20 protein-coding genes are annotated in these 26,330 nt (G+C 60.8%); 2 read left to right on the top strand and 18 right to left on the bottom strand.

Annotated elements, in window-relative coordinates; genetic code table 11:
- Positions 1-98 precede the first annotated feature (98 nt).
- From BUB29_RS00550 to alr, 3 genes are read right to left on the bottom strand one after another with little or no spacing between them, the layout of a single operon-like run.
- Positions 99-1,262: a sensor histidine kinase gene (locus BUB29_RS00550; protein WP_143155104.1), complete on the bottom strand. Its 1,164-nt coding sequence runs from the start codon at positions 1,260-1,262 to the stop codon at positions 99-101.
- A 43-nt stretch (positions 1,263-1,305) separates the two neighbouring features.
- Entirely contained in the window at positions 1,306-1,908 is a 603-nt protein-coding gene (locus BUB29_RS00545; protein WP_051914997.1) for a response regulator transcription factor, read from the bottom strand.
- 20 nt (positions 1,909-1,928) lie between these two features.
- Positions 1,929-3,287, bottom strand: coding sequence for an alanine racemase (gene alr / locus BUB29_RS00540; protein ID WP_033523060.1), 1,359 nt, complete (start codon positions 3,285-3,287; stop codon positions 1,929-1,931).
- A gap of 298 nt (positions 3,288-3,585) precedes the next feature.
- Here alr and BUB29_RS00535 point away from each other — a divergent pair, with 298 nt between their 5' ends.
- The gene (locus tag BUB29_RS00535) at positions 3,586-5,079 is read left to right on the top strand and encodes an amino acid permease (RefSeq protein WP_033523061.1); all 1,494 of its coding nucleotides are present in this window, start codon (positions 3,586-3,588) and stop codon (positions 5,077-5,079) included.
- Between the two features lie 1,284 nt (positions 5,080-6,363).
- On the opposite strand, the gene BUB29_RS00530 is transcribed toward BUB29_RS00535, so the two are convergent.
- The 6 genes from BUB29_RS00530 to BUB29_RS00505 all read right to left on the bottom strand — a co-directional run bounded on the left by BUB29_RS00530 (position 6,364) and on the right by BUB29_RS00505 (position 15,161).
- On the bottom strand, positions 6,364-6,849 hold the full coding sequence (locus BUB29_RS00530; protein ID WP_033523149.1) for a GNAT family protein: 486 nt from the start codon (positions 6,847-6,849) through the stop codon (positions 6,364-6,366).
- 164 nt (positions 6,850-7,013) lie between these two features.
- Complete coding sequence (locus tag BUB29_RS00525) at positions 7,014-7,499, bottom strand: S-ribosylhomocysteine lyase (RefSeq protein WP_033523062.1); 486 nt, start codon at positions 7,497-7,499, stop codon at positions 7,014-7,016.
- 208 nt (positions 7,500-7,707) lie between these two features.
- Positions 7,708-9,630, bottom strand: coding sequence for a DNA helicase RecQ (gene recQ, locus BUB29_RS00520; RefSeq protein WP_033523063.1), 1,923 nt, complete (start codon positions 9,628-9,630; stop codon positions 7,708-7,710).
- A gap of 117 nt (positions 9,631-9,747) precedes the next feature.
- The gene (locus tag BUB29_RS00515; protein WP_033523064.1) at positions 9,748-12,582 is read right to left on the bottom strand and encodes an ABC transporter ATP-binding protein/permease; all 2,835 of its coding nucleotides are present in this window, start codon (positions 12,580-12,582) and stop codon (positions 9,748-9,750) included.
- Positions 12,583-12,850: 268 nt separating this feature from the next.
- Complete coding sequence (locus BUB29_RS00510; protein WP_033523065.1) at positions 12,851-14,032, bottom strand: cystathionine gamma-synthase; 1,182 nt, start codon at positions 14,030-14,032, stop codon at positions 12,851-12,853.
- Positions 14,033-14,150: 118 nt separating this feature from the next.
- On the bottom strand, positions 14,151-15,161 hold the full coding sequence (locus BUB29_RS00505; protein WP_033523066.1) for a cystathionine beta-synthase: 1,011 nt from the start codon (positions 15,159-15,161) through the stop codon (positions 14,151-14,153).
- A gap of 495 nt (positions 15,162-15,656) precedes the next feature.
- Between BUB29_RS00505 and BUB29_RS00500 the strand changes: the two genes are divergently transcribed.
- A complete protein-coding gene (locus tag BUB29_RS00500) occupies positions 15,657-17,351 on the top strand; it encodes a glycosyltransferase family protein (protein WP_234945664.1) in 1,695 nt (564 codons plus the stop codon).
- Between the two features lie 75 nt (positions 17,352-17,426).
- On the opposite strand, the gene BUB29_RS00495 is transcribed toward BUB29_RS00500, so the two are convergent.
- The 9 genes from BUB29_RS00495 to BUB29_RS00455 form a co-directional block, all read right to left on the bottom strand.
- Positions 17,427-18,206, bottom strand: coding sequence for an ABC transporter ATP-binding protein (locus BUB29_RS00495; protein ID WP_033523067.1), 780 nt, complete (start codon positions 18,204-18,206; stop codon positions 17,427-17,429).
- A complete protein-coding gene (locus BUB29_RS00490; RefSeq protein ID WP_033523068.1) occupies positions 18,199-19,065 on the bottom strand; it encodes an ABC transporter ATP-binding protein in 867 nt (288 codons plus the stop codon). The genes BUB29_RS00495 and BUB29_RS00490 overlap by 8 nt, the downstream gene beginning before the upstream one ends.
- Positions 19,062-19,919, bottom strand: a complete 858-nt coding sequence (locus BUB29_RS00485) for an ABC transporter permease (RefSeq protein WP_033523070.1) — start codon at positions 19,917-19,919, stop codon at positions 19,062-19,064. The genes BUB29_RS00490 and BUB29_RS00485 overlap by 4 nt, the downstream gene beginning before the upstream one ends.
- Positions 19,919-20,896, bottom strand: a complete 978-nt coding sequence (locus BUB29_RS00480) for an ABC transporter permease (RefSeq protein WP_033523071.1) — start codon at positions 20,894-20,896, stop codon at positions 19,919-19,921. The genes BUB29_RS00485 and BUB29_RS00480 overlap by 1 nt, the downstream gene beginning before the upstream one ends.
- A gap of 1 nt (position 20,897) precedes the next feature.
- The gene (locus BUB29_RS00475) at positions 20,898-22,541 is read right to left on the bottom strand and encodes an ABC transporter substrate-binding protein (RefSeq protein WP_033523073.1); all 1,644 of its coding nucleotides are present in this window, start codon (positions 22,539-22,541) and stop codon (positions 20,898-20,900) included.
- A 233-nt stretch (positions 22,542-22,774) separates the two neighbouring features.
- The gene (locus BUB29_RS00470) at positions 22,775-23,878 is read right to left on the bottom strand and encodes an amino acid ABC transporter permease (protein WP_033523074.1); all 1,104 of its coding nucleotides are present in this window, start codon (positions 23,876-23,878) and stop codon (positions 22,775-22,777) included.
- 6 nt (positions 23,879-23,884) lie between these two features.
- Positions 23,885-24,562 carry an amino acid ABC transporter permease gene (locus BUB29_RS00465; protein WP_003825696.1) on the bottom strand — a complete coding sequence of 226 codons (678 nt, stop codon included), beginning with the start codon at positions 24,560-24,562 and terminating at the stop codon, positions 23,885-23,887.
- Positions 24,562-25,389 carry a glutamate ABC transporter substrate-binding protein gene (locus BUB29_RS00460; RefSeq protein WP_033523075.1) on the bottom strand — a complete coding sequence of 276 codons (828 nt, stop codon included), beginning with the start codon at positions 25,387-25,389 and terminating at the stop codon, positions 24,562-24,564. The genes BUB29_RS00465 and BUB29_RS00460 overlap by 1 nt, the downstream gene beginning before the upstream one ends.
- Positions 25,390-25,404: 15 nt before the next feature.
- Complete coding sequence (locus tag BUB29_RS00455) at positions 25,405-26,202, bottom strand: amino acid ABC transporter ATP-binding protein (protein ID WP_033523077.1); 798 nt, start codon at positions 26,200-26,202, stop codon at positions 25,405-25,407.
- Between the last annotated feature and the right edge of the window lie 128 nt (positions 26,203-26,330).

Here is a 26,330-nt window from a genome sequence, read left to right as displayed (position 1 = left end):
GAGCGTTCTGGACAACTGTTGGCGCAATAACGAAACACTCATACCGCAAAGATAAAAAAGGCGCGACTATGCCGCGCCTACAAGAATCATACGAATGGTCAGACTTTGGCCCACGGCAGTTCCATCGCGATGGACCATTCGCCACCTTCCACGCACCGTTCAACAGTGCCTCCGGCATTGCGAACGATAGCCGACAGATCATGCAGTCCGAAACCCGAGGAAAGCGCTTCCGCGTATTCCCTCCTCGCTTGACGTCCATCGCCACAGCCATTGGACGACATGATCGTCGTTCGATTCGCGTCGGTCACCACGGTCATGGCGTAATCACCGGGAACGGCATGCTTCGCGATATTCGATCCCAACTCGCCGACGATGGCGCATACCAATTGGGCCCATTGCCGATCGGGAACACCACCGCGGTTGATCAATATGGCCTCGCCGGTGAAACCGAGCGCGTCCAGCCGTTCATCCACCTCATGCAATGCCGCTCTTACATCGTCCATGCAGGAGCGATCATCGCCATGGCCCGTATCCGACAGACTCGTCTGTGACGACGCGCCCATGGTTCGCCCATCATCGTCGATCCGACTGGCAACCGGAACAATCACATCCGAACGCAATGCTTTCAGCGCCTGCTCCACAAGTCGTTCGACCCGCTCATCATGCCCGCCCTGCCCGCTACGGCACAGCAGCACCGCATAACTCAACGTATTCGCCACGGAATCATGCAAGGTGTGCATCATACGCAGTTGTTCCCTCCGATAGGCGATCTCGCGATCAGCCAACCGTTGGCGCACCAGCAGGCTCTGCCATTCACGCACCACTGATCCGCAAAGCAGCGCAATGCAATACGGGGCCAGAATGCCAAGCAACGAAACCGGGGCAGGGAGGTAACCGTCACTCCTCACCAGAAGCACGGCAACGGTTCCCGCAAGAACCACAGCCAGGCATGCACAGGCTTTCCTCCGGCTTCCCCGCCAAGCCAGCAACGCCAACGCATAGTACATTCCGATATATTCCAACCCATTGCCTGGAATCGGGGCGGCAAAAGCAACCACATTGAACACGCTTATCGCATAGGCGGCGGCAATAGGAGCACATGGCAGAACCACATACAGGGCCACGCGCATCGCCATCACCATCCACGGCACAAGCGTGGACATGGCAACGGAATCCTCATGCAGCATCCAAGCGGAATACACGGCGTAGACGATGCCCACGCAGGAGACGAGAATATCGACGAGATTGACGCCGTTCCCCATCTTCCGGGAAAACAGGCGAATATCATGAGAGCCTTTGCCCACGTCAGATGATTCCTTTTTTAACGCACAACCCGATCGCCTGCGAGCGATTATGAACGCCCAACTTCTTATAGGCACTATTCATGTGCGTTTTCACGGTTCCCTCGCTCATGTGCAGCTGACGCGCCACCGCCAGAACCGTTCGGCCTTTGAGAAAAAGCGCCAACACCTGCCGCTCGGTTTCGGTGAGCACAAGGTTGGCGGCCGATACGCTGCCATCAACCCATGTGACCGCATCCTCATCATGCGCCGCGGCACCGATACGATGCACCAATCGTTCGGTAGGCACGTCTTTATGCACGATAAGGCTCATCCCGACATCGCGCATTCGTGCGGTGTCGACGGCGAAAGCAGTCATACCGACAATAACGAGATCCGACCAACGTCGATGCAGTGCTTCGGATAACGCGAAGCCGCCCATTCCCGGCATCTCCATATCCGTCAGGACGACATTCGGGCGGCATGAATCGCGGCTGCACAGGTCAATGGCGTCGGCGGCACCGGTGACCGACCACAGTACCTTCAGAGGCGCTTGACGCTGAATGAGAACATGTTCAATGGCCTGCGCAGCCAAAGGGTCATTATCGACAATGCCCAGCGTAAGCATTCTGCCAGCGCACCTTGCGTTTACAGGATGCTTGCCGGATCAAGCTTGGCGAGATCCTCGGCGAGCAGCACTTCGGGCGCATGCTCGTACAGGCGCGGGATGCGGTTGCGCAGGCAGGTGAAGATCTCATAGCTGATGGTGTCGGCGGCACGGGCCCAATCGTCGGCGGTCGGCTCACCGTACTCCTCGCCACGGCCGGGGCCGAACAGTTCCACCGTATCGCCTTCGGCGATGCCAAGCTCGGCGGCGGAACCGTGCAGGTCGAGAATGAACTGGTCCATGCATACGCGACCGGACACATGGTAGACGCGCGGCCCCTGCGCGGTCATCACGCGCACCGGACCGCCTGGCTTCTCCACGTGCTTGGCGCCTTCCATATCGAAACCGGAGGCGGAACGGTGGATGCCGTCCGCATAGCCCAGCGGCACGATGGCGGTCGATGTGTTCTCCGGAGTCAGATAGGTGCGGCCATACGAGATGCCATGCCCCGCCTCGACGTCCTTGACCGTGCCGAGCTGCGCCTGCAGCCTCATCGCGGGCTTCAACTTATAGGTGTTGGGGGTTCCCATCGCCGGATCCGGTTCATAGCCGTACAAGCCGATGCCGGGGCGGGTGAGTTCGAAATGGATCTCCGGGCGGTCCAACGTGGCCGCCGTATTGGCGAGATGCCGGATGCTCGGCGCGATGCCGGCCTGCTTCATACGGTCGGTGAACGCGTTGAAGTTCGCGATCTGACGGTCGGTGGATTCCACGAATTCCGGAACGTCCGGGCTGTCGGCCACGGCGAGATGGCTCCACTGGCCGATAACCTCGATCACCCCCTCCTTGGCCAACGGCACCAGCTTGTCAAGCGCCGCACCGAACCCTTCCGGCGTGAAACCGTTACGACCGAAACCGGAATCGACCTTCACGTGCACGCGGGCGACCTTACCCACCTTGCGTGCGGCCGCGGCCACGGCGTCGATGCCCGGCAGAGAGCCGACCGACACGTCGATGTCGTTATCGATGAGCTCATCGAACGGCACCGCGGCGCCGTTGTACACCCATGTGAGAATATGGCAACGATCCGGGCCGATGCCAAGCTTGCGCAGCAGCAGGGCCTCATGGGATTGCGCGGTGCCCAGCCACGTGGCACCTCCCGCCAGAGCGGCGAGCGCCGACGGCAGCAGACCATGCCCGTACGCATCCGCCTTGACCACGCCCATCACGGCCGTACCTGAATCCGGGCCGCCCACCGTGGCGACAAGATGACGCATGTTGTCGCGCATCGCCTTGAGGTCGACGATCGCCTGCGCCGGGTACTGACGGCGGGCCGCCTCGTAATTGGCTTTGCCCTGTTCGGATGAAAACGCGATTTCTGGTGCTGCATTCATACTCATGGTTCCCCATTGTCGCGCGGCCCGGTAACAAATATGCACAAGAATCGCCCGGCGGGCATCCGAAACGCATGCGGAACACTTGCAGAACATATGCGGAACATATGCGGAACACTTGCGGAACATATGCCGAGACGCCGCGCCCGTTTTTCCGCCCGGGCACGTACACTACTGAACCACGTTGCGATTCGTCTCCCCCACGAGGCGACGCACCTTATGATTTCTGGCGTTGAGGCGTGCCAGAGTCCCGGAACACCGTCCGGTTTTTGCCCAATTTCGCTTGTTTTCGAGAGAGAAACCAATGGATTTATTCCGCAAAAAGTCGGTGGACCAGCTTGTTTCCGAAGCGACGCCGCTGAAAAGAACCCTCCGCACCTTCGATCTGACGATGCTCGGCATCGGCGCGATCATCGGCACCGGTATCTTCGTCCTCACCGGTAAGGGTGCGCTCACCGCAGGCCCGGCACTGTCCGTATCCTTCCTGCTCGCGGCGGTATGCTGCGGTTTCGCAGGCCTGTGCTACGCCGAGTTCGCCTCCATGGCACCCGTGTCTGGATCGGCCTACTCCTACGCGTATCTGGCATTCGGCGAACTCGTCGCCTTCGTGATCGGCTGGGACCTCATTCTGGAATACGCGTTGCAGGCCGCCACCGTATCGGCCGGCTGGTCCGGGTATTTCAACAAGCTGCTCGAAGGGTTCGGTCTGCATCTGCCCGTCGAACTCACCGCGGCATACGGCACCACGCCCGGCGTCACCACTTATTTCAACCTGCCCGGTTTCGTCATCGTGCTGCTCATCACCTGGCTGCTGTCCATCGGCATCAACCAGACCAAGAAAACCAACGACATCATGGTGATGATCAAGCTCATCATCATCGTGCTGTTCATCATCTGCACCGTCTGGTACGTGAACCCCGCGAACTGGAAGCCGTTCTCCCCGTACGGCATCTACACCTTCCAGCCCGGATCCACGCAGCCCTATGGCATCGTGCCCGCGGCCTCGATCGTGTTCTTCAGCTTCATCGGATTCGACGCCGTTTCCTCCTCCGCCGAGGAAACCATCAACCCGAACAAGACGCTGCCGCGCGGCATCCTGCTGTCGCTGATCATTTCCACCGTGCTGTACATCGCCATGACCTTCATCATGACCGGCGTCGTGCCCTACAAGGAGTTCGCCAAGTTCGTGGACGCCCCGGTCGCCGGCGTGATCCTCGCCACCGGGCTGAACTGGCTAGCCGTGATCGTGAACCTCGGCGCGCTCATCGGCATGACCACCGTGATGCTCGTGCAGCTGTACGGCCAGTCGCGTATCTGCTATGCCATGAGCCGTGACGGATTGTTCCCGAAGTTCTTCGGCGAAGTGCACCCGAAGTACCACACCCCGTTCAAAGGCACGTGGTTCTTCGGCATTCTCACCGCCATCGCCGGTGGTTTCATCAACATCAACGTGCTGTTCGAGCTGGTGAACATCGGTACCTTGTCCGCGTTCATCATCGTGTCCGCGGGTATTCTGTGGATGCGTAAGACCCAGCCGGATGCGCGTCGCGGATTCCGCGCGCCGGGTGTGCCGTTCACGCCGATCTGCTCGATTGTGTTCTGTCTGATTCTGATTGGCGGACTCAACTGGGAGACCTGGCTGCGTTTCGCCGTCTGGTTCTCGCTCGGCCTTGTGGTGTACTTCGCATACAGCCGCAAGCGTTCCAAGCTCAACGGTTCCGCAGCCAACGGTTCCGCTGATGGCGACGCGGCGGTTGCTTCTACAACCGAGGCGACCGGCGCTGCCGTCGAAGCCTGATCAATACCTGCCAACGGCCCGCACCCGAGATTCATCGGATGCGGGCCGTTCCCGTATTCGCGCGACTGCGTGACATCTCTTGGCGTAGGCATATGGAGACAGCTTCGTCAAACAGCTACGCTGAGAAGCCGCTAGCGCATTCGACGGAGACGACTCCACCGAATGACTACGCCGGGAAGTCCTCAGCATGACCAAACGGAGATGATTTCGCTAGATGCCTACGCTCAGGGCCACTCAACATAGCTAAACAGAGGCAGCTTCTCCATTTGGCTACGCTGAGAACCTACCAACGTAGACAAACGGAGACGGAACACACATCTGTCTACGCTCAAGCCCAGTCGACGTGCCCAAACAGAGGAAGCATCGCCAAACGGCCACGCTTACGGCTACTCAGCGTAGACAGATGGAGACGGAACACAAATGGCTACGCTCAGGGCCACTCAGCGTAGACAGTCGGAGATGATCCCACCGAATAACTACGCTTACGACCAATCAGCGTGGCCAACCAGCGACGACTCCACCAAATGGCTACGCCGGGAAGTCCTCAGCGTGACCAAACGGAGATGATTTCGCTAGATGCCTACGCTCAGGGCCAGTCAGTGTAGACAGATGGAGATGGCAACACCGGATAGCTACGCTGAAAAGTCCTCAGCGTAGACAGATGGAGACGGAACACACAAATGGCTACGCTCAGAACCCTCTCGGCATAGGCAAACGGCTATAGTCAACTCCGCCCCCATCCCCAAAATCGAACGGAATCGGCCCATTTCCATCCGATTCCGAGGACAATCCCAAACCGCATCCCCAAAATCAGACAAAATCAGCCTGTTTTTATCTGATTACGAGGACGCCCCCACAAACCCTAGTAATAGGCAACATGGAACGTGCTCAACACACTCAAGGCTACAGTCTCACACATTCCATGTCGCCCTCTCAATTTCCTCTCAGCGTAGACAGATGGAGGTGATCCTGCCGAATAACTACGCTGGGAAGCCGTCAGCGTAGCTAGACAGCGACGGCTTCTCCATATGTTTGCGCTGAGAACCTGCCAGCGTAAACAAGCCGAGAAAACATCACCAAATTCCTACGCTTACGGCCGCTCAGCGTAGACAGTCGGAGATGATCCCACCGAACGCTGGGAAGCCCTCAGCGTAGACAGATGGAGACGGAACACACAAATGGCTACGCTCAGGGCCACTCAGGGCCACTCAGCATAGACGAACGCCCTCGGCGCGGCCATATGGCTACGCCGAGGGCGCTGGAAAAGAAACGGCAAACCCGAAATCACCACTCGTGGCGCTGATAGGCAATGCGTGTGGTGTCGGTGGGACGATCGAGCAGCTGGATGAGACCGCAGCGGGCGAAACCATTCGTCTCCAGAACATGCTGCATGGCCTTGTTGTTCGGATGCGTGTCGGCACGCACATTACCGTAATGCTCGATGCACCAGTTGATGCAATCCTTGGCCGCGCCGTGCGCAAGACCCGACGAGGCGATGCGGTGAATCGTCACATACGGATCGTCATCCAGCCAGGCGCCATCGATGTGCTCGTATGTCGGATCGGCACCCGTGCACAGCGCGAACTGGGCGAGTACGCGCTCCTTGCCGTCAAGCGTATCGACGAGCAGCATGGTACGTTGCGATTCGATGTCGTCGAGAACCACTTCCTCACGAGGGAACTTATCCCCCCATTGCGTGGGATTGCCGCTGGCCGCCATCAGTTCACGGGCATGCTGGTAAATCGCGTGTATCGTCGGCAGATCATTCATCGTGGCATGGCGGAAACGTCTCGTAACGGTATCGTCGTTCACAGCTCACCTCGCTCGTATCATGTATTACCGAGCGATAAAGCTAGCACGTTCGGTGCACATCACCAAGCATCACAGCCATACCCCCGTACGCTCATCAGACCAGGGCGACGGATGGCGGGAAATCAGACCACCTTGCGTTCGAACGAATCCGAGCTGATGCCCTTGGCGAGGATGTCCTTGCACCATTCCTTCGCCGTGAACAGGCTGTGGTCACGGTAGTTGCCGCAGCTTTCGATCGTGGTGGCGGGAACGTCGTCCCACGTCGCCTTGTAGGCGATGAATTCCAACGATTCCTTGAGCGCACGCGCCACGTCTTCGGTGGAATGCGTGCCCCAGGTCAGCAGGTGGAAGCCGGTCCGGCAGCCGAACGGCGAGCAGTCGATGTAACCGGGGATGCGTTCGCGCAGCAGTACGGCGATGGTGTGTTCGATGGTGTGCAGGCCACCGGTCGGAATCGCGTTCTCGTTCGGCTGCACCAGGCGCAGGTCGTAATTGGAGATCACGTCGCCGTTGGGGCCGGTTTCGGTATCGATGTAACGCACGTAGGGCGCCTTCACCTTGGTGTGGTCGAGCTGGAAGCTTTCGACCACCGGCTTCTCCTCTGCCATGATTGTCCTTTCGGTTGAGGCCGCCGTCGCGGCCGGTATCGTCTGTTACCACTGTGGCCGGTTCGCGCGTCCAAGTCAATCCGATCGTTATTCGTGTCTCCAATCACCGGTTATCAATGGCCTACGGTTCCACCTACACTTCCGTCTCCAGTTCCGGTTCCATCTACCGTCCCGTCTCCGACTCAGCCTCCGGCTCAGCTCCCGACTCTCACAGTTCACCCGGCTTCCCCATCGCACGAATCGCTTCGAGGAACCGCTCGCCGTACCGTTTCATCTTGACTTCGCCGACGCCGCTGATTTCCAGCATCTGTTCGGCGGTCGTCGGCCGGATGCGCGCCATGTCATGCAACGTCTTGTCACTGAACACGATGTACGGCGGCTTGCCGATCTCACGCGCGATGGCGAGACGCAGTTCACGCAGTTTGCCGAACATCTCCTCCTGTGCCGGGCTTGCCGTCTCCCCGCCGCTCTGCGACAGCATTCGCGCCTGCGCCTGGCTTTCGCCGCGGCGACCCGCCGGGCGACGCGCAACGCGTTTCATCTCGTAGCGGAAATCCGGCTGCACGGTTTCGGCGGCACGCGCCCCGAAACAGACGATCGGCATGCGCCCTTCGGAAATGTGGAGGAACCCGTCGGCCACCATCTGATTGAGCACGTCGCGCACACGCGCCTCGGGCACGTCCTTGAGCCTGCCGTACGTGGGCATGGTTTCCGGATGCCATACCGCCAGATCTTGCGCTTTCGAACCGCGTAGGATCTTCACGATCTTACCCATGCCGACCTTCTGGTTCACGTCATGCACGCACATGCTGATGGCACGCGCCACGTCGGTCGCGTCCACGGTTTCGAAGGTCCGACCGCAGTTGGCGCATCCGCCTTCGCACATGCCGTCATGCGCGGCCGTCTCTTCGCCGAAATACCGTGTCATATAGTCGTGCAGGCATTCGGTGGTGCGACAGTAACCGACCATGCCGTCAAGCAGTCGGCGCTTCGACTGGCGTACGATCTCCTGCTCCTCCGGCGTGAGTCGTTCGTTCTCGTAATCCGAGTCCATGAGACGCCGCCGCGTGACGATGTCGGATTCGTTCCACAGCAGCGTGCATCGGCTCGCTTCGCCGTCACGCCCGGCACGCCCGGCCTCCTGATAGTAGGCTTCGATGCTTTCAGGCATGTTGTGGTGGATCACGTACCGCACGTTCGATTTGTCGATGCCCATGCCGAAGGCGTTCGTCGCAACGACCACCGGCACACGGTCGTTGACGAAATCACGTTGCGCCTGCTCGCGGACTTCCGAGGGCATCCCGCCATGGTAGGCGACGGCGACGCGCCCTTCCGCGGCGGTTGGGTCGAGCAGCATGGGCACGCTGTGGTTCAGCGATGCGGCAAGGTTTTCGGTCTCCTTGCGCGTGGCACAGTAGACGATGCCCGATTCGGCGGCATGATCGGCCACATACCGCGCGATCCAGGCCGCTTTCTCCTTGGTGTCGAGTTTGAGGATGTCGAAGTAGAGGTTCGTCCGATCGAATCCGGTGACCGTGATCTGCGGGTTCATAAGGCCCAGGATGCCGATGATGTCGCGGCGGACGCGTTCGGTGGCGGTTGCGGTGAACGCGGCCACGGTGGGGCGCGTGGGAAGGCCCGCGATGAACTCGCCGATGCCGAGGTAGGAGGAGCGGAAATCCTGACCCCATTGGGAGACGCAGTGCGCCTCGTCCACGGCGACCATGGAGATGGGCGTGCGGCTGGCGAAATTCCGGAAACGTTGCGTTTCCAAGCGTTCCGGGGCGACATACAGCAGTTTGACCTGACCATTCGCCGCCATGGACAACACCAGATCCTGCTGGTCGGGGGTTTGCGTGCCGTTGACGAACAGCGCGGGGATGCCCGCATCGTTGAGCGCGTCCACCTGATCCTGCATGAGGGAGATGAGCGGCGATACGACGACGGTCACGCCCGGAAGCAGCATGGCGGGAATCTGATAGCAGACCGATTTGCCAGCGCCGGTGGGCATGACGCCGAGCACGTCCCGCCCGTCGAGGATCGCGTTGACGATGCCCTCCTGCCCCGGTCGGAAGGCATCGTAGCCGAAATATGTGCGTAAAGCGCCGCGCGCCGCCGTGGTATCTGCCATATGCGACAGTCTAGTAGGCGACGCGCGGCGCATGAGTCATCCAATATGCTCCGTCATCCGGTGCTCCGCCATCCGAGGCATCCGAAGCATCCGAAGCATCCGCACCCGGAACGTCCGCTACTCGGTGCGCAACGCGGTGGCCGGATCACGCTTGGCCGCGCCACGCGACGGGATGAGCCCGCCGATCAGCGTGAGCACGACGCTGAGGATCACCAAGACGATGGCGTTGCCGACCGGCAGCACGGCGCTGACCTCATCAGTGCCCATGAAGTAGTGCAGCACGCTGTTGATCGGGATGTTGAGCAGCACGGTCACGCCCACGCCGATCAGGCCGGCCAGCAGGCCGATGATGCCGGTCTCCGCGTTGAACACGTTGGACACGTTGCGCTTGGAGGCGCCCATGGCACGCAGGATGCCGATCTCCTTGGTGCGTTCCAGCACGGAAATGTAGGTGATGATGCCAATCATGATCGAGGAGACCACCAGCGACACGGCCACGAACGCGATGAGCACATAGGTGATGACGTTGATGATGGTGGTCACCGAGTTCATCATCAGGCCCACGTAATCGGTGTAGGTGATCTTGTCCTTTTCCTTGGCGGTTTCGTTGTAGTCGTCGATGGCGTCGTTGATGGCGTTCTTGTCTTCGAAGCTGTCGACGTAGATGTTGATGGAACTGGGCGCACTGCGGCTGATCACGCCGAAGTCGGCGAGGTTGTCGTTGTAGGAGCCGGTGGACACGTACTGGTTGTAGATGGCGACCAGCGTCGACTCGTCGGCGGTGGCGATGTAGGCGTCGAACCGTTCGGCGAGCTGCTGTTCACTCATCTGCGCCGTGGCTGCGCCCTGCTGGGCTGCGGCACCCTGCTGTCCGGCCTGACCGGCGGCACCGGCCTGACCGGTCATGCCCTGCGCGGATGCCATGAGGCTCTGCGCCATCTGCGCCTTCTTGCTCACGCCGAGGGACACGACGTAGGCGCGGGCGTCCTGCGCCTTGGTGGCATCGTCGGACGGCGAGAACGTCATGCCATTGAGCACGTTGTGCGTCTTGTCGGCCTTCTGCTCGGTGCCGATCTGGCTGGATGCGGCGCGGTCGATGAGCGCATCGGTCAGCGCGCGCATATAGCCCACGCCGGACGACAACGGCGTCGCGTCGGCGTCCGCAACCGGCTTGACCACACCCACGATCTTCAGATCGATGGCCTTGTCCGAGTCGATCAGCGTGTTGATCTGATCCGCATCGTCGCCCACGTAGGTCCAATGCCCGTCATCACCCTTGACATACTGGTCGCAGGCGGGCAACAGTTTGAGCGTGCGTCCGACGACGTCGCCGTAATTGATTTTCTTGGTGTCGGTTTTCACCTTGTCGCCGGAGTTGAGCTGGTTCATCATGTCGTGGTAGTCGCTCGCGGACTTCAGACCAAGCTCGTACACGGTGGTCAGCGACAGCGAGTTGTTCTCGTCGAGCACCACCACGACCTCGTTCTTGTTCTTCGGCCAGGAGCCCTTGACCACCTGGTAGTTGTCGGAAACGACCTTGCCGACGTTCTGCTTGCCGTCGGCGCTGGGCATGATCTCGTGGAACGAGCTCGGCGCGGCGTTCTGATCGGTTTTGCCGGTGAGCATGCTCACGCGCGTGGAGGTGAAGGTGGACGAATCGGCCGACATGAGCGAGCCGTTGGCCATCTGGTCGGCCATCGACGTGCTGCCGGAACCACCCACGGTCACGCCGTCCGCGTTGACCAGCGTGCCGTCCGCATCATGCGAGTACACGGAGAACTTCGTGTCGTACGAATACTGGATGCCCGCCGAGCCGACATGCTCGCGCACGGCGTTGTTTTTGCCGTCCAAATACTTCTTGAATGCGCTCAGATTGTTTTCGGTGATGCTGCTGGTCATCGAAGCGGTGCCTTTGATGGCCGTGTCATCCGGGTAGATCGCGTCGTTGCCGTGTTTCTTGCCCTGATTCTCCGCGCTCTGCTTGCCGGAGGTCATCATGCTGGTCAGGTCGAAGGTCTGCTCGTCGATGGTGATCGGGTAGGCGGTCATCGTTTCGCGCTGGATGTTGGCGATGTACGTGTTTACGCCGGCCGAAACGGATATGATGAGCGCGATACCGATAATGCCGATGGAACCGGCGAACGAGGTGAGGAACGTGCGCCCCTTCTTGGTGCGCAGGTTGTTGAAGCTCAGCGCGATGGAGGTGAGGAACGACATGGATGCGCGGCCCATCGTCCTATGCACGGGCGCTGCGGTCGACTCATCGGAGGCCGGTTCGTACGGATCGGAGTCCGAACGGATCATGCCGTCCTTGAGTTCCACGATGCGCGTGGCATACTGGTAGGCCAGTTCGGGGTTGTGGGTCACCATGACGACAAGTCGGTCCTTGGCGACTTCCTTGAGCAGTTCCATGATCTGCACGGAGGTTTCGGAGTCGAGCGCGCCGGTCGGTTCGTCGGCCAGCACGATGTCGGGATCGTTCACCAGGGCGCGGGCGATGGCCACGCGCTGCATCTGGCCGCCGGACAGCTGGTTCGGCTTCTTGTCGACATGCGCGCCCAAACCCACCTGTTCGAGCGCTTTGCGCGCACGCTGGCGTCGTTCCGAACGCGGAACGCCTGAAATGGTCAGGGCGAGTTCCACATTGGACAGGATCGTCTGATGCGGGATGAGGTTGTAACTTTGGAACACGAAGCCGATGGTGTGGTTGCGGTAGGAATCCCAGTCGCGGCTCTTGTACTGCTTGGTGGAGATGCCGTTGATCACCAGATCGCCGGAATCATAATGGTCGAGCCCGCCGATAATGTTGAGCAGCGTGGTTTTGCCCGATCCGGAAGGACCGAGGATGGCCACGAACTCGCTGTCGCGCAGGTTCAGGCTGACATCGTCCAACGCCTGTTGCACGAAATCGCCGGTTTTGTATTGTTTGGAGATGCCTTGGATCTGCAGCATGCCGCCTCGTCTCGCTTAATCGTCGTCCCCTCCCCGAAGCGGGGTGCGCTCGAATGGAGCGCGGACGCTGTCGCCAAGCATTATAGGGCGATACCCCCGTCATAACGATGTCGGGAAAGCAATGGGATACGTTTCGTATCCCATTGCATACGGCGAGGGGCCGCGCGATCACGACCTGCCGTCGGATTCGCCCAGCCCCTCGAGGTCCCCTTGTTTCCCCCCTGGTTTCCCCCTAGTCTTTCATCTTTCCGCATTCCCCGCGTTGCCGTCAGATGCGCTGGAACGCCTGTTCGAGGTCGGCGATGAGATCATCGGCATCCTCAAGGCCGATGGAGAGTCGGATCAGATTGGCGGGCACCTCAAGCGTGGTGCCGGCCACCGAGGCGTGGGTCATGGCGCCCGGATGCTCGATCAACGATTCCACGCCGCCCAATGATTCGGCCAGCGTAAACACCTGCGTGGCTCCGGCGAACGTCTTGGCGGCTTCGAAACCGGCTGCGATCTGCACGGAGATCATGCCGCCGAATCCGCCGTGCATCTGACGTGCGGCGATTTCGTGGCCCGGATGCGATTCGAGACCCGGGTACCATACGCGTTCCACTTCGGGACGGGTTTCGAGCCACTGCGCCACCTTCATCGCGTTGCGGCTGTGCTGCCTGACGCGCAGGTCGAGGGTTTTGAGACCTCGGATGTCCAGCCAGGAGTCAAACGGGGAGGGCACGGCTCCAGCGGCGTTCTGCAGGAAGGCGACGGCGTCGCGCGTCTCCTCGTCGTTGAGGACCACCGCACCGCCGACCACGTCGGAATGCCCGCCGATGTACTTGGTGGTGGAGTAGACGACCACGTCCGCGCCATCAGCCAGCGGATGCTGCAATACCGGCGAGGCGAAGGTGTTATCCACCACGACCTTGGTGCCGTGCGCGTGGGCCACGGCGGCGGTGGCGGCGATATCGGTGATGTTGAGCAGCGGGTTGGACGGGGTTTCGACCCAAATGTACGCGTACTGCTTCTTGGCGAGCGCCGCGGACACGGCGGTGGTGTCGATGATGTCGACCACGTCGAGGCCGATGCCCCATGGCACGAACACCTTGGAGAGCAGACGGTAGGTGCCGCCGTACACGTCGTTGCCGAGCAGGATGTTGTCGCCCGGCTTGAGCGTGGAGCGCAGCAGCACGTCGATGGCCGCGAGCCCCGAGGAGAAGCTCAGCGCGTATTTCGCGCCTTCGACGCTGGCGAGCTGCTCGTCGAAGCTGTTGCGGGTCGGGTTGATGGAACGGCTGTAATCGTAGCCGTTTCTCAGGCCGCCGACGCCGTCCTGCTTGAACGTGGAGGTCATGTAGATCGGCGTGACCACGGCGCCGGTGATCGGATCGGGTTCCTGGCCTGCGTGGATGGCGCGGGTGGCGAGTGCGGAGGCGTTCAGTGCTTCGGTGTTGGTGGAGATGGTCATGATCGTGTGTCCTTTGCTTGGTTGTTCGATGGGTGATGGTTCGGGTTGTCGGTTGGTTTGATGAGTTTGATGAGTTTGGATGGGATGCGTCCGGATGATGCGGGGTGGCGTTCCGCTGTCACAGGTACTGTTCGGCGAGGCTCGGCCTGGTGGTGCGTTCCACCACGTCGCCGAATCCGTTGGCGCGCATCCAATCGTCGTTGAAGATCTTCTCCATATAGCCGCGCCCGGAATCGGGCAGCAGCACGACAACGGTCTGATCGGCGTCGAGTTCGTGTTCACGCGCGTATTTCAGCGCGGACACGACGGCCATGCCGGCCGAGCCGCCGACCAGCAGCCCTTCTTCGGCCGCGAGACGTCGGGTCATTTCGAAGGCTTCGGCGTCGGTGACCTGCACGATCTCATCCGGCAGGTCGCGGTCGAAGGCCTTCGGGTAGAAGTCCTCGCCCACGCCTTCGATCTTGTACTGGTGCACGTCGTTCGGATCGGAGTAGATGGAGCCTTCCGGATCGGCGCCGATCACCTGCACCTTGCCGTCGGAAACCTCCTTGAGGTAGCGTCCGGTGCCGGAGATGGTGCCGCCGGTGCCGATGCCCGCCACGAAATGCGTGACCTTATGGTCGGTGGCCTGCCAGATTTCCGGGCCTGTGGTGTGGTAGTGGCTCAGCGGGCCGTTCGGATTGTCATACTGGTTCGGGCGGTAGCCGCCGGGAATCGTCCTGGCGAGACGTTCCGCCACCTGGTAGTAGGAGCGGGGATCGTCCGGACCGGCGTCCGTGGGGGTCACCACCACTTCCGCCCCGTATGCGCGCAGCACGGCGCGCTTGGCTTCGGAAACCTTGTCGGGCAGGGTGAAGATGGTGCGATAGCCGCGCTGCTGCGCCACCAGGGCGAGTCCGACGCCGGTGTTGCCGGAGGTCGGTTCGACGATCACGCCGCCCGGCTTGAGTTCGCCGCTGCGTTCGGCTGCGTCGATGATGCGTTCGGCGATGCGGTCCTTGGCGGAGCCGCCGGGATTGAAGTATTCGACTTTGGCGGCGATGGTGGCTTCGATGCCGTCCGTCACATGGTTGAGTTTGATGAGCGGGGTGTTGCCGATGAGTTCCGAGGTGCTGTTGTGGATGGTCATGACGTTTCCTTTGGGTTTTACGGTTTCGGGGGTTCGGATTGGGATGCGTTCCCGGGAAGCCGCGTCGTCATGTGCAGCGGTTGAAACAGGACCTGTATGGATTCCCGCGTTCGTACGGGATACGCCGTATGTGGTTACGGTTCGCCGTATGTCGAAAGTCGGGCGCTTACGCCGATATGTTGCGGGAATCCGGAAAATCGAAGTTCCGACGACCACGCCGGACGTTCTGGAATGTCCTATCTCAAGTTATGCGTCGATGAACCACGCGCCCCCTCGGGCGGTTGGTTAGCGACAGCAACAACAAGAGCGATTGAACATGTGGCTTACATTACCACTCCCCCGGACATCGGCATGTCGCCCGCGTTCATCATGCGGACGCGCGGACCGTACCGGATTCCCGGAAACAGGCTCGTTCCACCCCTAGCAAACCGCGATATGACGCCCCTCACAGCGCCCGCCACCCCACCGGGCATCATCGCATCTGCGTGATATACAGTGAATCATGCGCAGAACCCCCGCGAGCATCGGCCCCCCTCACATCCCCGCGCAACGAACGCGACCGTCGATGGGAACGACGGCCGTTCCCCGCTCACGCCGGAATCCGATCGCACCGATCACACCGACTGCATCGACCGCACCGATCACACCAACCGCACCAACCGCAAACGCCATCACACATGGACGCCTTTCGTGGTTCTCTGGGCGGTGATGTCGACGATTCTCATACTGCTGACGGTGTCCACGCATCCTTCCGACAGCGTGTACACCCTGCAATACCAGGGTGGCACCTTCCTCGTGGACCGTTCGCAGTACCAGCAGTTCGCCGACGCGTTCCTGCATGGCAGGACCTGGATCGACGCGCATATCCCCGACTGGCTTGCTGCCATGGATAATCCGTACGACGAGCAGACCAGAGGAACCCTCGGCGCGCAAACCGGCGATCCGTCACGCTGGGATTGGGCGTTCTACCATGGCCGGTACTACTGCTATTTCGGCCCGCTGCCGGCGCTTCTGCTCTTCGCGCCGTTCAAAGCACTGACCGGAACCGATCTGCCGACCGCCGCAGGATGCGCGTTCCTTGCGATACTGGCATGCGCTTCGCTCATATTCCTTATCGAAACACTGTGGAAGCGCTATTGGCGCGGCACCCCCAGATGGCTCGCGGTCCTCGCCTGCACCGCGATCGTGGCGGCATCCGGATTGACGTATCTGGTGCTCGTCCCATGGTTCTATTCGATTCCCATCCTCGCATCGCTCGCGCTCGCACCCGCAGGCATCGCATTGTGGGCACGCTCTTCCAGGGATGACCGTCACGCCCCACGCATCCCGTTCATCGCCACCGGTTCGACGCTTGTCGCGCTCACCATCGCCTGCAGACCGGCGTTCATCCTCACCGCGGTGTTCGGCATCATCCTCCTATGGCCGCAAATCCGAACCCGCGATATCCTGTCCATCCGTTCCAGGCACGCCATCCTCTCCACCATCGCGGCGATTCTGCCGTTCCTCGTCATCGGCTGCGCGATGATGGCATACAACACGGCCCGTTTCGACAACCCGTTCGACTTCGGCGCAGCCTACAATCTCACCGGCTGCGATCTGACGCAACGGCATGTCAGTCTGAAAGCACGCCTGTATTCCGTCCTCCTGCTGTTCCTCACCCCAATCGGTTTCACGAAGGAATTCCCCTACACCATGGACGTGTTCTCGCTGGATGAGGCAAACCCATGGGGGTTCCTGTTCCGTAACCGGAACATCATTCCGGAACAGTTCGCCGGCGGACTCGTCGCGCTGTCACCGATCTGCCTGCTCGCATTGCCCGCGGCCATCCGGTACATCATCCGGTTGCGGCACGATCGAAGCCCACAGGCAACCCGCTGCGGGGCGCTGGGACTCTCCTTCCTGGCCTTGGCCGTTCTCATCGCCTGCATCGACGGACCGTTCGGCGTGAACGCGCGTTACCTGTGCGATATGACATGGCTGATGCTCATCGGCACCATGTGCCTGCTGTTCGCGTGGAACACGGATGTGCGCGAAAACGGGCGTCGGTGGCTGACCGTCGTGATCGTCGCCCTGCTTATCGTCGGCATCGGCCTGCAACTGCTATGGCTGATGACCCCGGGGCGGAGCGAAAGCTGGAATGTTTCGAATCCTGCCCTGTACGACTGGTTGCGCAGACTGTTCACGTTCTAGTCGGTTCAGCCGATTCAGGCGATCCAGTCGGTTCAGCCGGCCCAGCCGCCTACCTTGCATCAATCCGACCTGCGATCAGGCCTGCATGGACGCGGCTTCGATGAGCGAGCGCGTGTACGCGGAACAGGGATGCTTCAGTATTTCCGTGGTCGTACCGCTTTCCTCGACGCGCCCGTCATGCAGTACGACGATACGATCGGCGATATGCCGCACCACGCCAAGATCGTGCGAGACCATGACCAGCGACATATTCGGGTTCGCCTCGCGGATGGCGTGGAAGGTCTCAAGGATCCGTACACGCGCGGCCACATCGATGGCGCTCATCGGCTCGTCGGCAAGAATGACGCCCGGATCATCCACTATGGCACGCGCAATGGCGACACGTTGCGCCTGCCCGCCGGATAGATCCATGGGGTACCGTGCGGCGAATACCGCCGGATCGAGTCCGACCAGTCGTAATGCTCGCCCGATCCGCGAAGCGGCCTCGTCATCGCCCATGCCCCTATGGTGCAACCGCAACGGCTCCTCTACGGAACGCGCAACGTGCCAGCGTGGGTCGAGCGAGGCGAAGGGGTCCTGGAACACCAGTCCGGTCTCACCGCGCAGCATATGGCGCACGGCATCGTTCCGCTCCCCCATCGCCTGGCCACGGTATGCGATCTCACCACAATCCGCGGATTCCAGGCCGAACAGCACTCGCGTCAACGTCGATTTGCCCGAGCCGGAAGCACCGATGATCGCCAGGCACTCCCCGCTGCGCACCTCGATGTCCACGTCGAACAGCACCTGCCTGCGATTCCGCTTCGACCCATAGCTTTTGCAGATGCCACGTCCCTGCAACACGATTTCATTCATCGCCGCCGTCTTTCCTCATGATCACCCTATCACCGGATTCCACTCCCATGGATTCCCGACTTCCGACGTCACCGTCGCCGATGCCGCCGTCACGTGACAGCGTAAGTTGTCTGGCTGCGGCGACAAGGCGCCGCGCAGGCTCGCTTGCCGGTTCCCGCAATAGGCTTGCGGTCGTGCCTGTTTCGGCTATCGAACCGCCGTCCAGCACATAGCAGCGCGTAGTGGCGCGTGCGAGCACCGCGAAATCATGGGTGATGAACAGCATGGACGCGCCGGCATCGTCGACCAGCGACGTCAGCAGGTCGACGATCTGACGTTGCGTGATCGAATCCAATGCCGTGGTCGGCTCGTCGGCGATGATGAATCGCGGCGAGGTGATCAACGCGGTGGCGATGCCGACACGCTGCTGCTGCCCGCCGGAAAGCTGATGTGGGTATTTCAGCAGTGCATCCTGGGAAAGCCCCACTTTGTCAAGCATCGCCTTGACACGATCAAGACGCTCGTCAAGCGACAGATCATAGCGCAGGTACAGCGGCAGACCGACCTGCTGTGCAACCGTCATCACGGGATTGAGCGCTGCCGCCGGATTCTGGAACACCATGCCCATATAACGCCCGCGCAGATCGGCCATGGCGGTATCGTCCAACCCGATCAGTTGCCTGCCGCCAGCCATGATGGAACCGCTCACCCGCGCCGTGTCGGACAGCAACCCCATCAGGGCTTTGGCGATCATGGATTTGCCCGAGCCGGAGGAACCGACCAGACCGATGCGCTCACCGTCGGCGATGTCCATGCACACATCGCGCACGATGGGTTTGTCGCCGATGGTGATGGTCAGCCCACGAATCTCGATGCTCATGCCGCCTCCCTCAGTTCAGGATTGGTCAACGGGTCGATGGCGTCGCGCAGTGCGTCGCCGAACAGATGCAGCGCGATCACCGTCATCGTGACGATCAGTCCCGGCCATAGCACGGTCAGCGGGTAGATGCTGATGAATCGTACGGATGTGGCGAGGGAATGCCCCCAACTGGGTACGCCGACACCCACGCCGACGCCAAGATAGGTCAGGCCAGCCTCAGCCAGTATCGACATCCCTGCGCTCATCGACAACTGCACCAGCAGCACCGGCATCACGTTCGGCATAATATGCCTGACGAACACGCGCGACCCCGAAGCGCCGGACCATACCGCCGACTCCACATACTGCGAACGCGCGGCGAGTATGGCCGCAGGTCTTACGATGCGTGCCAGATTCAATCCGTAGGCGAATCCGCATGCGGCCACGATCACCGCCGTGGAAGCGCCGAACAGCACCGACAACATCAATGCGATCAGCACCGTCGGTATCGAGATCAGCGCATCGACCACCACCACCGACGTGGATCGCAGCGCGGTATGGCGTGACACCATGGCGGCCACCAACGCCAATCCGAATATTCCGGCCACGACTACGGTAAGCGATGCGATTGCAAGATTCGTGCGCGAACCGGCCATCAGCCAGCTCAGCACGTCGGCGCCAACGCCATCGGTTCCCAACGGATGCGCGGCCGTGGGCGAAGCCCATGCGTGGAATCCGTCCGTCTCAAGTAGCGCATAAGGCGTCCACACCAGCGAAATCAGCGAAACCAGCACCCACAGGCCGAGCACGATCAACGCATATTTTCCACTGGCCTTGCGCCACATCGAACGCATAACCACACGAGCGGCCGACATCACAGCACCTCCTGCACGTCGTCGGAAGCGGTGTTCAGTCTCGGATCGAGCGCATGATGCGCCATATCGACCGCCAATCCCAATAGCAGGAAGAACGCTGCCAACAGGAACAGTTCGCTCTGCACCGCGATCAGATCACGATTGCCCACATCGGTGATGAGCATCGAGCCCAGCCCCGGCAGGGCAAACAGGTTCTCGACCACCATCACGCCCGTTATCATTTGGGCGAAGGTCAATCCGATAACCGACACCAGCTGCGGCATTGACAGTCGCAGGCCTACGCGCAGCAGCGCCTGCCTGCGCGTCATGCCGCATGCCATGGCCATGCTTACGGCCTGGGATTGCGCGGCATCGCCCAACGCGGCACGCGTATAGCGCATGATCCCCGCACCGGCGGTGATGCCGGTGGCCAATGCCGGAAGCACGAGCGACGCCATGGCCCGCCCGCAATCCTTCCAGCCATCGTTCGGGAAACCCTGCGAGGGGAACAGCCCCAGCAGTCCCGAGCCGTGCGAGAACAGCAGGATCAGCAGCAGTCCGCTCCATAACGCCGTAATAGCACCTCCGACAATGGCAAGCACATGGAACAGCCCCCGCCACCGCCTGTTCCTGGTGATGACGGCAGCACAGCCAAGCGGCAATCCGATCAGTAGGGCTATGGCGAGACTGAGCACAATAAGAGGGAACGTGACCGCCGCCCGGGCGCCGACCTGCGAGACGACCGATCTGCCGCTGATGGCGGATATGCCAAGATCGCCATGCAGCAGTCCGCCAAGCCAGTCGACGTATTGTACGGGCAGCGGCCTGTCGAGTCCCATCTGCGTCCGCAGTGCGGCGATACGGGCCGCGGTCGCGTTCGTTCCGGCCATTACGGCTGCAACGTCACCGGGGAGTACGCGCAATGCCAGAAACACCAGTATCGACAATCCCACCAATGCCGCTATGAACAGCAGCAGCCGTTTGGCCACGAATCTCATATCATTCCGCCTTGGAAATCTGCCATAGCGGCAGTACCGTCTGGCTGAGCTTGTCGGGGAATCCCTTGACGCCCTTGTTGTACGCCACGGTCACACGGTAGCCGAACAGCCAGTCGGCCGGAGCGTCTTCGCTGACGGTTTTCGCCGCCTGCTTGAGGTATTCGTCGCTTTCCTTCTCGTCGTTGGCGGCGAGCGCCTTGGCGTACAACGCCTGCACGTCCTTGTTGTCGTAGTGGTAGTAGTATTCGGGCATGGTCCACTTGTAGAAGTCGTGGCTTTCGGCATGGTCCACGAGGGAGAGCTCGTAGTCGCCGTTGGCGTGCACGTCCTGCAGCCAGGTGGAGAATTCTACATAGTTGATGTTGAGGTCGATGCTGATTGCGGCGAGCTGGCTTTTGAGCTGGTCGCCGAGTTCGGTGCCGTAGGTGTTGGCGTAGGTCAGGGTGAGCTTCAACGGCTTGCTGATCGAATACCCGGCTTCGCGCATAAGCTGCTTCGCTTTGGCCACGTCGTAGGGGTAGAGGCCGGTCAGATCCTCGTAGCCGGGGTCGACGGATGGGATCGGCCCGCCAAGTGCAGCGTCGACTCCGCCGCGGGAGGCGATGATCTCCTTATGGTTGATGCCGTATCGGATGGCCTGGCGCACGCGCTTGTCGGCGAGTTTCTTGTTCGCGCAGTTGAAGGCGAGCACGAATTTGTCGCTGCCGTCGGACGCGGAGACATGGTAGGTGTTGGCGTCAAGGGATTTCGCCAAGGTCGCGTTCACTGGGGAGAGCACGTCCACGTCGCCGCTTTTCAGGGCGTTAACGGCGGCGTTGTCATCGGTGATGAAATCGATGACCACATGCTGCGTGGCCGGCTTGTGCGCGGTGCCCCAATATTTCGGGTTGGCCTTAAGCACCATCTTGCTGGCGGAATCGAAGGATTCCACGGTGTATGGGCCGGAGCCCACGGCCTGGGTCTTCGCGTTATAGGTGGCGTCCTTGTCGAACACCAGGCCCGGGCGCCCGGTCAGATACCACAGCAGGTTGGAGTCCGGGGAGCTGAGGGTGATTCGCACGGTGTTCGCGTCAAGCGCTTCGGCCTTGCTCAGGCTTTCCACCTGGTTGGCGTTATAGTATTGCTTCTCCTTCAACTGGTTGATGGACCATGCCACGTCGTCGGCATCAAGCGCATCCCCATTGGAGAAGGTCATGTTCCGATTGAGATGGAAGGTGTAGGTTGTGCCGTCTGTGGAGATGTCCCAGCTTTTTGCCAGACCGGGCTGTACGGCATTGTCGGAGTCTCGGCTGACAAGTCCCTCGTACACGTTGCCGATAAGCACCTGTTCGATGGCCGATCCGGATTGGCGGCGAATGTCGAGGCTGGGCGGGGCGAGTTTGAGTCCGATGGTTACGGTGTCGGCCTTGTTTGCCGACTGTTGCGCATTCCGGCCGTTGAATATGGCGACCGCGCCTACGATGATGGCGATGGCGACGACTGCCGCGATAATGATGCCCCACTTGTTCGGTCTTGGGGATTTCGATGTTCTGACGCGGGCGTTGAGACTCTCGTCCGTGCTGGCCGCGCCGTTAGAGCTTGCTGCGTTGCTTGTTGCCGTCGTGGTTGCATCGGCATTGCCGTATGCACCATGTGATGCTGTCATGATATTCCTTTATGCGGTTATTCGGCAGGTTTTGGCCGCCTTGGCCTTTGCCTGCCTGTGTTGTGTCCGGCTGACCGCCCATACGGATCGATCGCCGCGCATAAGTATACTCGCCCACATGCCGCACAAGGCGTTTACGTAAAGCCCGTAACGCATCAGGCCGTTCGCGCGAAGCTGCCCTGTATGGCATCTGCTTTACGCGAACGGCCTGATTCATGCCGGCAACGCGAGGGTCACTCTTCCTCGTTGCTCTTCCTGTGGTGAAGCCTGAAATGCTTCTCCTTGTCGGTTTCCTCCTGCGATTCGGGGTGTGTCGCATCGTACCCCTGCACGTATTTGGTCTGCCTCCACTGGTGGATGGAGGCGTTGGTGCCGCGATGATGCACATGGTACTGGCGATCGGCGCCGCCGAGCGGCAGCTCCTCGACCTCCTTGGCCACGGCGATCTGGTTGACGTTGGAGGGGTCGCCCGCCGCGATCGGCGCCACCGGCTCAGGCTCGGTCGGCGCGGCGGTGTGCTGCTGGAGTCTGGACGGCAGCCATTCGGCCAGTCGCGACAGCAGCCAGCAGGCGATGAAGTAGATCACACCGGCCACGACCAGCGTCTGGAGAATGTTGAAGTACATGGAGCCGAGTCGACGGGACTGCTGCAGCAGATCGGTATACATGATGATGGAACCGAGTGCGGTGTCCTTGAGCACCACGACCAGCTGGGTGACGGCGGCCGGCAGCATGGCAACGATGGCCTGCGGCACTTCGATCTGCATCAGCGACTGGGTCTGCGTAAGTCCCAACGCAAGCGATGCCTCACGCTGGCCGTCGGGCAGATTGCCCACGCCGGAACGCACCAGCTCGGCCACAACCGAACCGTTGTAGATTATCAGGGCGAGCACGACCGACCAGTAGGCGGGGCTGGGCAGGCCGATGAAGGCGAACCAGCGCCAGAAGAAGATCATCATGAGCAGCACGGGCACTGCTCGCGCGAATTCGACAATCGCACCGGAAACCACACGGACCAGCGGGTTCGGCATCAGACGCCCGATACCGAACACCAGGCCGAACACCACTGCGCCCACCACGGCCAGCAGGGAAGCTCGGATCGTGGCCCACAGGCCCGGCAGGTAGAAGTCCGTCCACGCCTCGGGGTCGAGCGCCGGTTTCCACAGCTCCCAGCTCAGCTGGTTTTCGCCGTCCGGCGGATTATGCAGACGCATCAGGATCAGCACCACGACGATGGCGAAGATGATACCTGCGATCCAATTGATGATACGGATGGTTTTGCGGCCCTTAGGGCCCGGCTGATCGAACAGCACTGCGCTTTCATTGTTTGCTGCCATTGCGCGTCACCTCCTCACCGCGAGCTTGTTGGACAGATAGGTGGTCAGCATGCCGATCGGGATGATCAGGATCACATAGCCGAAGGCGAAGATCAGGAAGATCAGCACAATCTGATCGGCATGGTATTCGATCATCTCGCTCATCATGGTCGAGGTTTCGGTGGCCACGGATGCCGCAGCTGCAACGGTGGAGTTCTTCAGCAACGCGATAAAGGTGTTGCCCAACGGCGCCACCGAACCGCGGAACGTCTGCGGCAGAATGATCTGGACCGCGGCCTGGGTGAAGTTCAATCCGAGCGCTCGCGCGGCCTCCGCCTGACCGAGCGGCACGGTGTTGATGCCGGACCTCAGCGATTCGCACACGAACGCCGCGGTGTACAGGCTCAAGCCGGTGACCGCCAGCCAGAAGAAATTAGTGGAGAACGTGTCGGAGAAGGTGAGCTTGAGCTGCGCGTAGGCACCCAGCACCATGAACACCATGATGATGGTCAGCGGCAGGTTCTTGAACAGTTCGACATAGATGCCGGCGACGGTGCGCAAGGAGGGAATCGGCGAGATACGCATCATGACCAGGATCACACCGAGAATCGTGGAGAACAGCGTGGACCACAGCGTGAGCTCGATGTTCACCAGAAAGGCGCCCGGCACGTTATATTCGCTAAGCAGCGTCATCAGGTCCTGCATTACTTGTTCCCCTTTCCGTTCGGCACCGGCGGGTTGTAATTCGGATTCGGCGTGTAGTTGGCGCCCTTTGTGTTGTCGGCCAGGGCACGCTTCCAGGAGCCGTCCTTCTCCATGTCCGTGATGGCGGCGTTGATTTTCTTCTTCAGATCATTGCTCCCCTTCTTGACGCCCACACCATAATATTCCTGGGTGAACGGCTTGCCGACCACTTCCAGTCGTCCACGCGACGCGGATGCGAGACCCGCGAGAATGATGTCGTCGGTGGTCACCGCGTCCACGATGCCGGAGAACAATGCGGTTGCGCATTCGGCGTAGCCGGGCTGTTCCATCAGCTGCACCTCGTTGGCGAACTTCTCCTTGACGGTGACGGCCGAAGTGGAGCCGGTCACGGAGCACAGGCGCTTGCCGTTCAGGTCCTCAGGGCCCCTGACCGAAGTATCGCCCTTGCGCACCAGCAGATCCTGGCCGGCCACGAAGTACGGGCCTGCGAAATCCACGACCTTCTTGCGCTCATCGGTGATGGAATACGTGGCGATGATGAAATCGACGTCACCGTTCTGCAGCATGGCCTCACGCTGCTTGGACGGCGCCTCCTTCCATACGATCTCATCCTCGGTATATCCGAGCTTCTTGGCAATGTACTTGGCCACATCCACATCGAACCCGACATACGTACCGGACTTCTTGAAGCCCAGGCCCGGCTGGTCGAATTTGATGCCGATGCGAATCCTGCCGTCGCTTTGCGACGAACCGCAGCCCGCCAACGAAACCGCGCAGGTCAGCGCGCACAGCGCCGCCAACGCGCGTTTGAACCATGTCTTCTTCATACTCCGCCCTCTTTCTCAGTGGATCAGGATCTTCGAGAGGAAGTCCTTGGCGCGTTCCGTCTTCGGATGCTCGAAGAACTCGTCGGGCGAAGCCTGTTCCAGAATCTGGCCGTCGGCCATGAACACGACCTTGTCGGCCACCTTGCGCGCAAAGCCCATCTCGTGCGTGACGCACAGCATGGTCATGCCCTCGCGGGCGAGCTGCACCATAACGTCAAGCACCTCATTGACCATTTCAGGATCGAGTGCGGATGTCGGCTCATCGAACAGCATGACCTTCGGCTTCATGGCCAAAGCTCGGGCGATGGCGACACGCTGCTGCTGGCCGCCGGACAGCTGGGACGGCATCTTGGACGCCTGACTGGCCACACCGACGCGGTCGAGCAGATCCATGGCCATGTCTTCCGCCGCCTTCTTATCCATATGACGGACCTTGATCGGGGCAAGCGTGACGTTGTCGAGAATGGTCTTGTTGGCGAACAGGTTGAAGGACTGGAACACCATGCCTACTTCGGCACGGAGATTGGCAAGCTCCTTGCCTTCCTCGGGAAGGGGCTGTCCGTCGATGCGGATGACGCCGGAATCGATGGTTTCCAGTCGGTTGATGGTGCGGCACATGGTGGATTTGCCCGATCCGGACGGTCCTACGATGACCAGCACCTCGCCTTTGTCGACGGTGAGATTGATGTCCTTGAGAACGTGGAGATCACCGAAATGCTTCTCCACGTGGGTGAGTTCTACTAGAGGCTGCCCGCTGTCTTCAGTGCCTGGCACCAGCGGGCGCGTGATATTGCGTTCGTTCATATCTGACATAGCTGCACAATATAAACGAAGTATGTTTCCGCCCGGGTTTTGTCTCATAAACGCCCGAGAAACCAGAGAAGTCAATAGACGCCACAAGTAAACGCCCCACCCCTATCGGGACTGCTTCAATCAAGCAT

It is taken from the genome of Bifidobacterium merycicum DSM 6492 (genome assembly GCF_900129045.1).
Lineage (GTDB): Bacteria > Actinomycetota > Actinomycetes > Actinomycetales > Bifidobacteriaceae > Bifidobacterium > Bifidobacterium merycicum.
This window is presented reverse-complemented; position numbering and strand designations above follow the sequence as displayed.

What these genes read in the sequence shown, in the direction of transcription:
- BUB29_RS00550 (WP_143155104.1), bottom strand. Translation starts at nt 1,262, where the DNA reads ATGGGGAACGGCGTCAATCTCGTCGATATTCTCGTCTCCTGCGTGGGC.
- BUB29_RS00545 (WP_051914997.1), bottom strand. Translation starts at nt 1,908, where the DNA reads ATGCTTACGCTGGGCATTGTCGATAATGACCCTTTGGCTGCGCAGGCC.
- alr (WP_033523060.1), bottom strand. Translation starts at nt 3,287, where the DNA reads ATGAGTATGAATGCAGCACCAGAAATCGCGTTTTCATCCGAACAGGGC.
- BUB29_RS00535 (WP_033523061.1), top strand. Translation starts at nt 3,586, where the DNA reads ATGGATTTATTCCGCAAAAAGTCGGTGGACCAGCTTGTTTCCGAAGCG.
- BUB29_RS00530 (WP_033523149.1), bottom strand. Translation starts at nt 6,849, where the DNA reads ATGAATGATCTGCCGACGATACACGCGATTTACCAGCATGCCCGTGAA.
- BUB29_RS00525 (WP_033523062.1), bottom strand. Translation starts at nt 7,499, where the DNA reads ATGGCAGAGGAGAAGCCGGTGGTCGAAAGCTTCCAGCTCGACCACACC.
- recQ (WP_033523063.1), bottom strand. Translation starts at nt 9,630, where the DNA reads ATGGCAGATACCACGGCGGCGCGCGGCGCTTTACGCACATATTTCGGC.
- BUB29_RS00515 (WP_033523064.1), bottom strand. Translation starts at nt 12,582, where the DNA reads ATGCTGCAGATCCAAGGCATCTCCAAACAATACAAAACCGGCGATTTC.
- BUB29_RS00510 (WP_033523065.1), bottom strand. Translation starts at nt 14,032, where the DNA reads ATGACCATCTCCACCAACACCGAAGCACTGAACGCCTCCGCACTCGCC.
- BUB29_RS00505 (WP_033523066.1), bottom strand. Translation starts at nt 15,161, where the DNA reads ATGACCATCCACAACAGCACCTCGGAACTCATCGGCAACACCCCGCTC.
- BUB29_RS00495 (WP_033523067.1), bottom strand. Translation starts at nt 18,206, where the DNA reads ATGAATGAAATCGTGTTGCAGGGACGTGGCATCTGCAAAAGCTATGGG.
- BUB29_RS00490 (WP_033523068.1), bottom strand. Translation starts at nt 19,065, where the DNA reads ATGAGCATCGAGATTCGTGGGCTGACCATCACCATCGGCGACAAACCC.
- BUB29_RS00485 (WP_033523070.1), bottom strand. Translation starts at nt 19,919, where the DNA reads ATGTCGGCCGCTCGTGTGGTTATGCGTTCGATGTGGCGCAAGGCCAGT.
- BUB29_RS00480 (WP_033523071.1), bottom strand. Translation starts at nt 20,896, where the DNA reads ATGAGATTCGTGGCCAAACGGCTGCTGCTGTTCATAGCGGCATTGGTG.
- BUB29_RS00475 (WP_033523073.1), bottom strand. Translation starts at nt 22,541, where the DNA reads ATGACAGCATCACATGGTGCATACGGCAATGCCGATGCAACCACGACG.
- BUB29_RS00470 (WP_033523074.1), bottom strand. Translation starts at nt 23,878, where the DNA reads ATGGCAGCAAACAATGAAAGCGCAGTGCTGTTCGATCAGCCGGGCCCT.
- BUB29_RS00465 (WP_003825696.1), bottom strand. Translation starts at nt 24,562, where the DNA reads ATGCAGGACCTGATGACGCTGCTTAGCGAATATAACGTGCCGGGCGCC.
- BUB29_RS00460 (WP_033523075.1), bottom strand. Translation starts at nt 25,389, where the DNA reads ATGAAGAAGACATGGTTCAAACGCGCGTTGGCGGCGCTGTGCGCGCTG.
- BUB29_RS00455 (WP_033523077.1), bottom strand. Translation starts at nt 26,202, where the DNA reads ATGTCAGATATGAACGAACGCAATATCACGCGCCCGCTGGTGCCAGGC.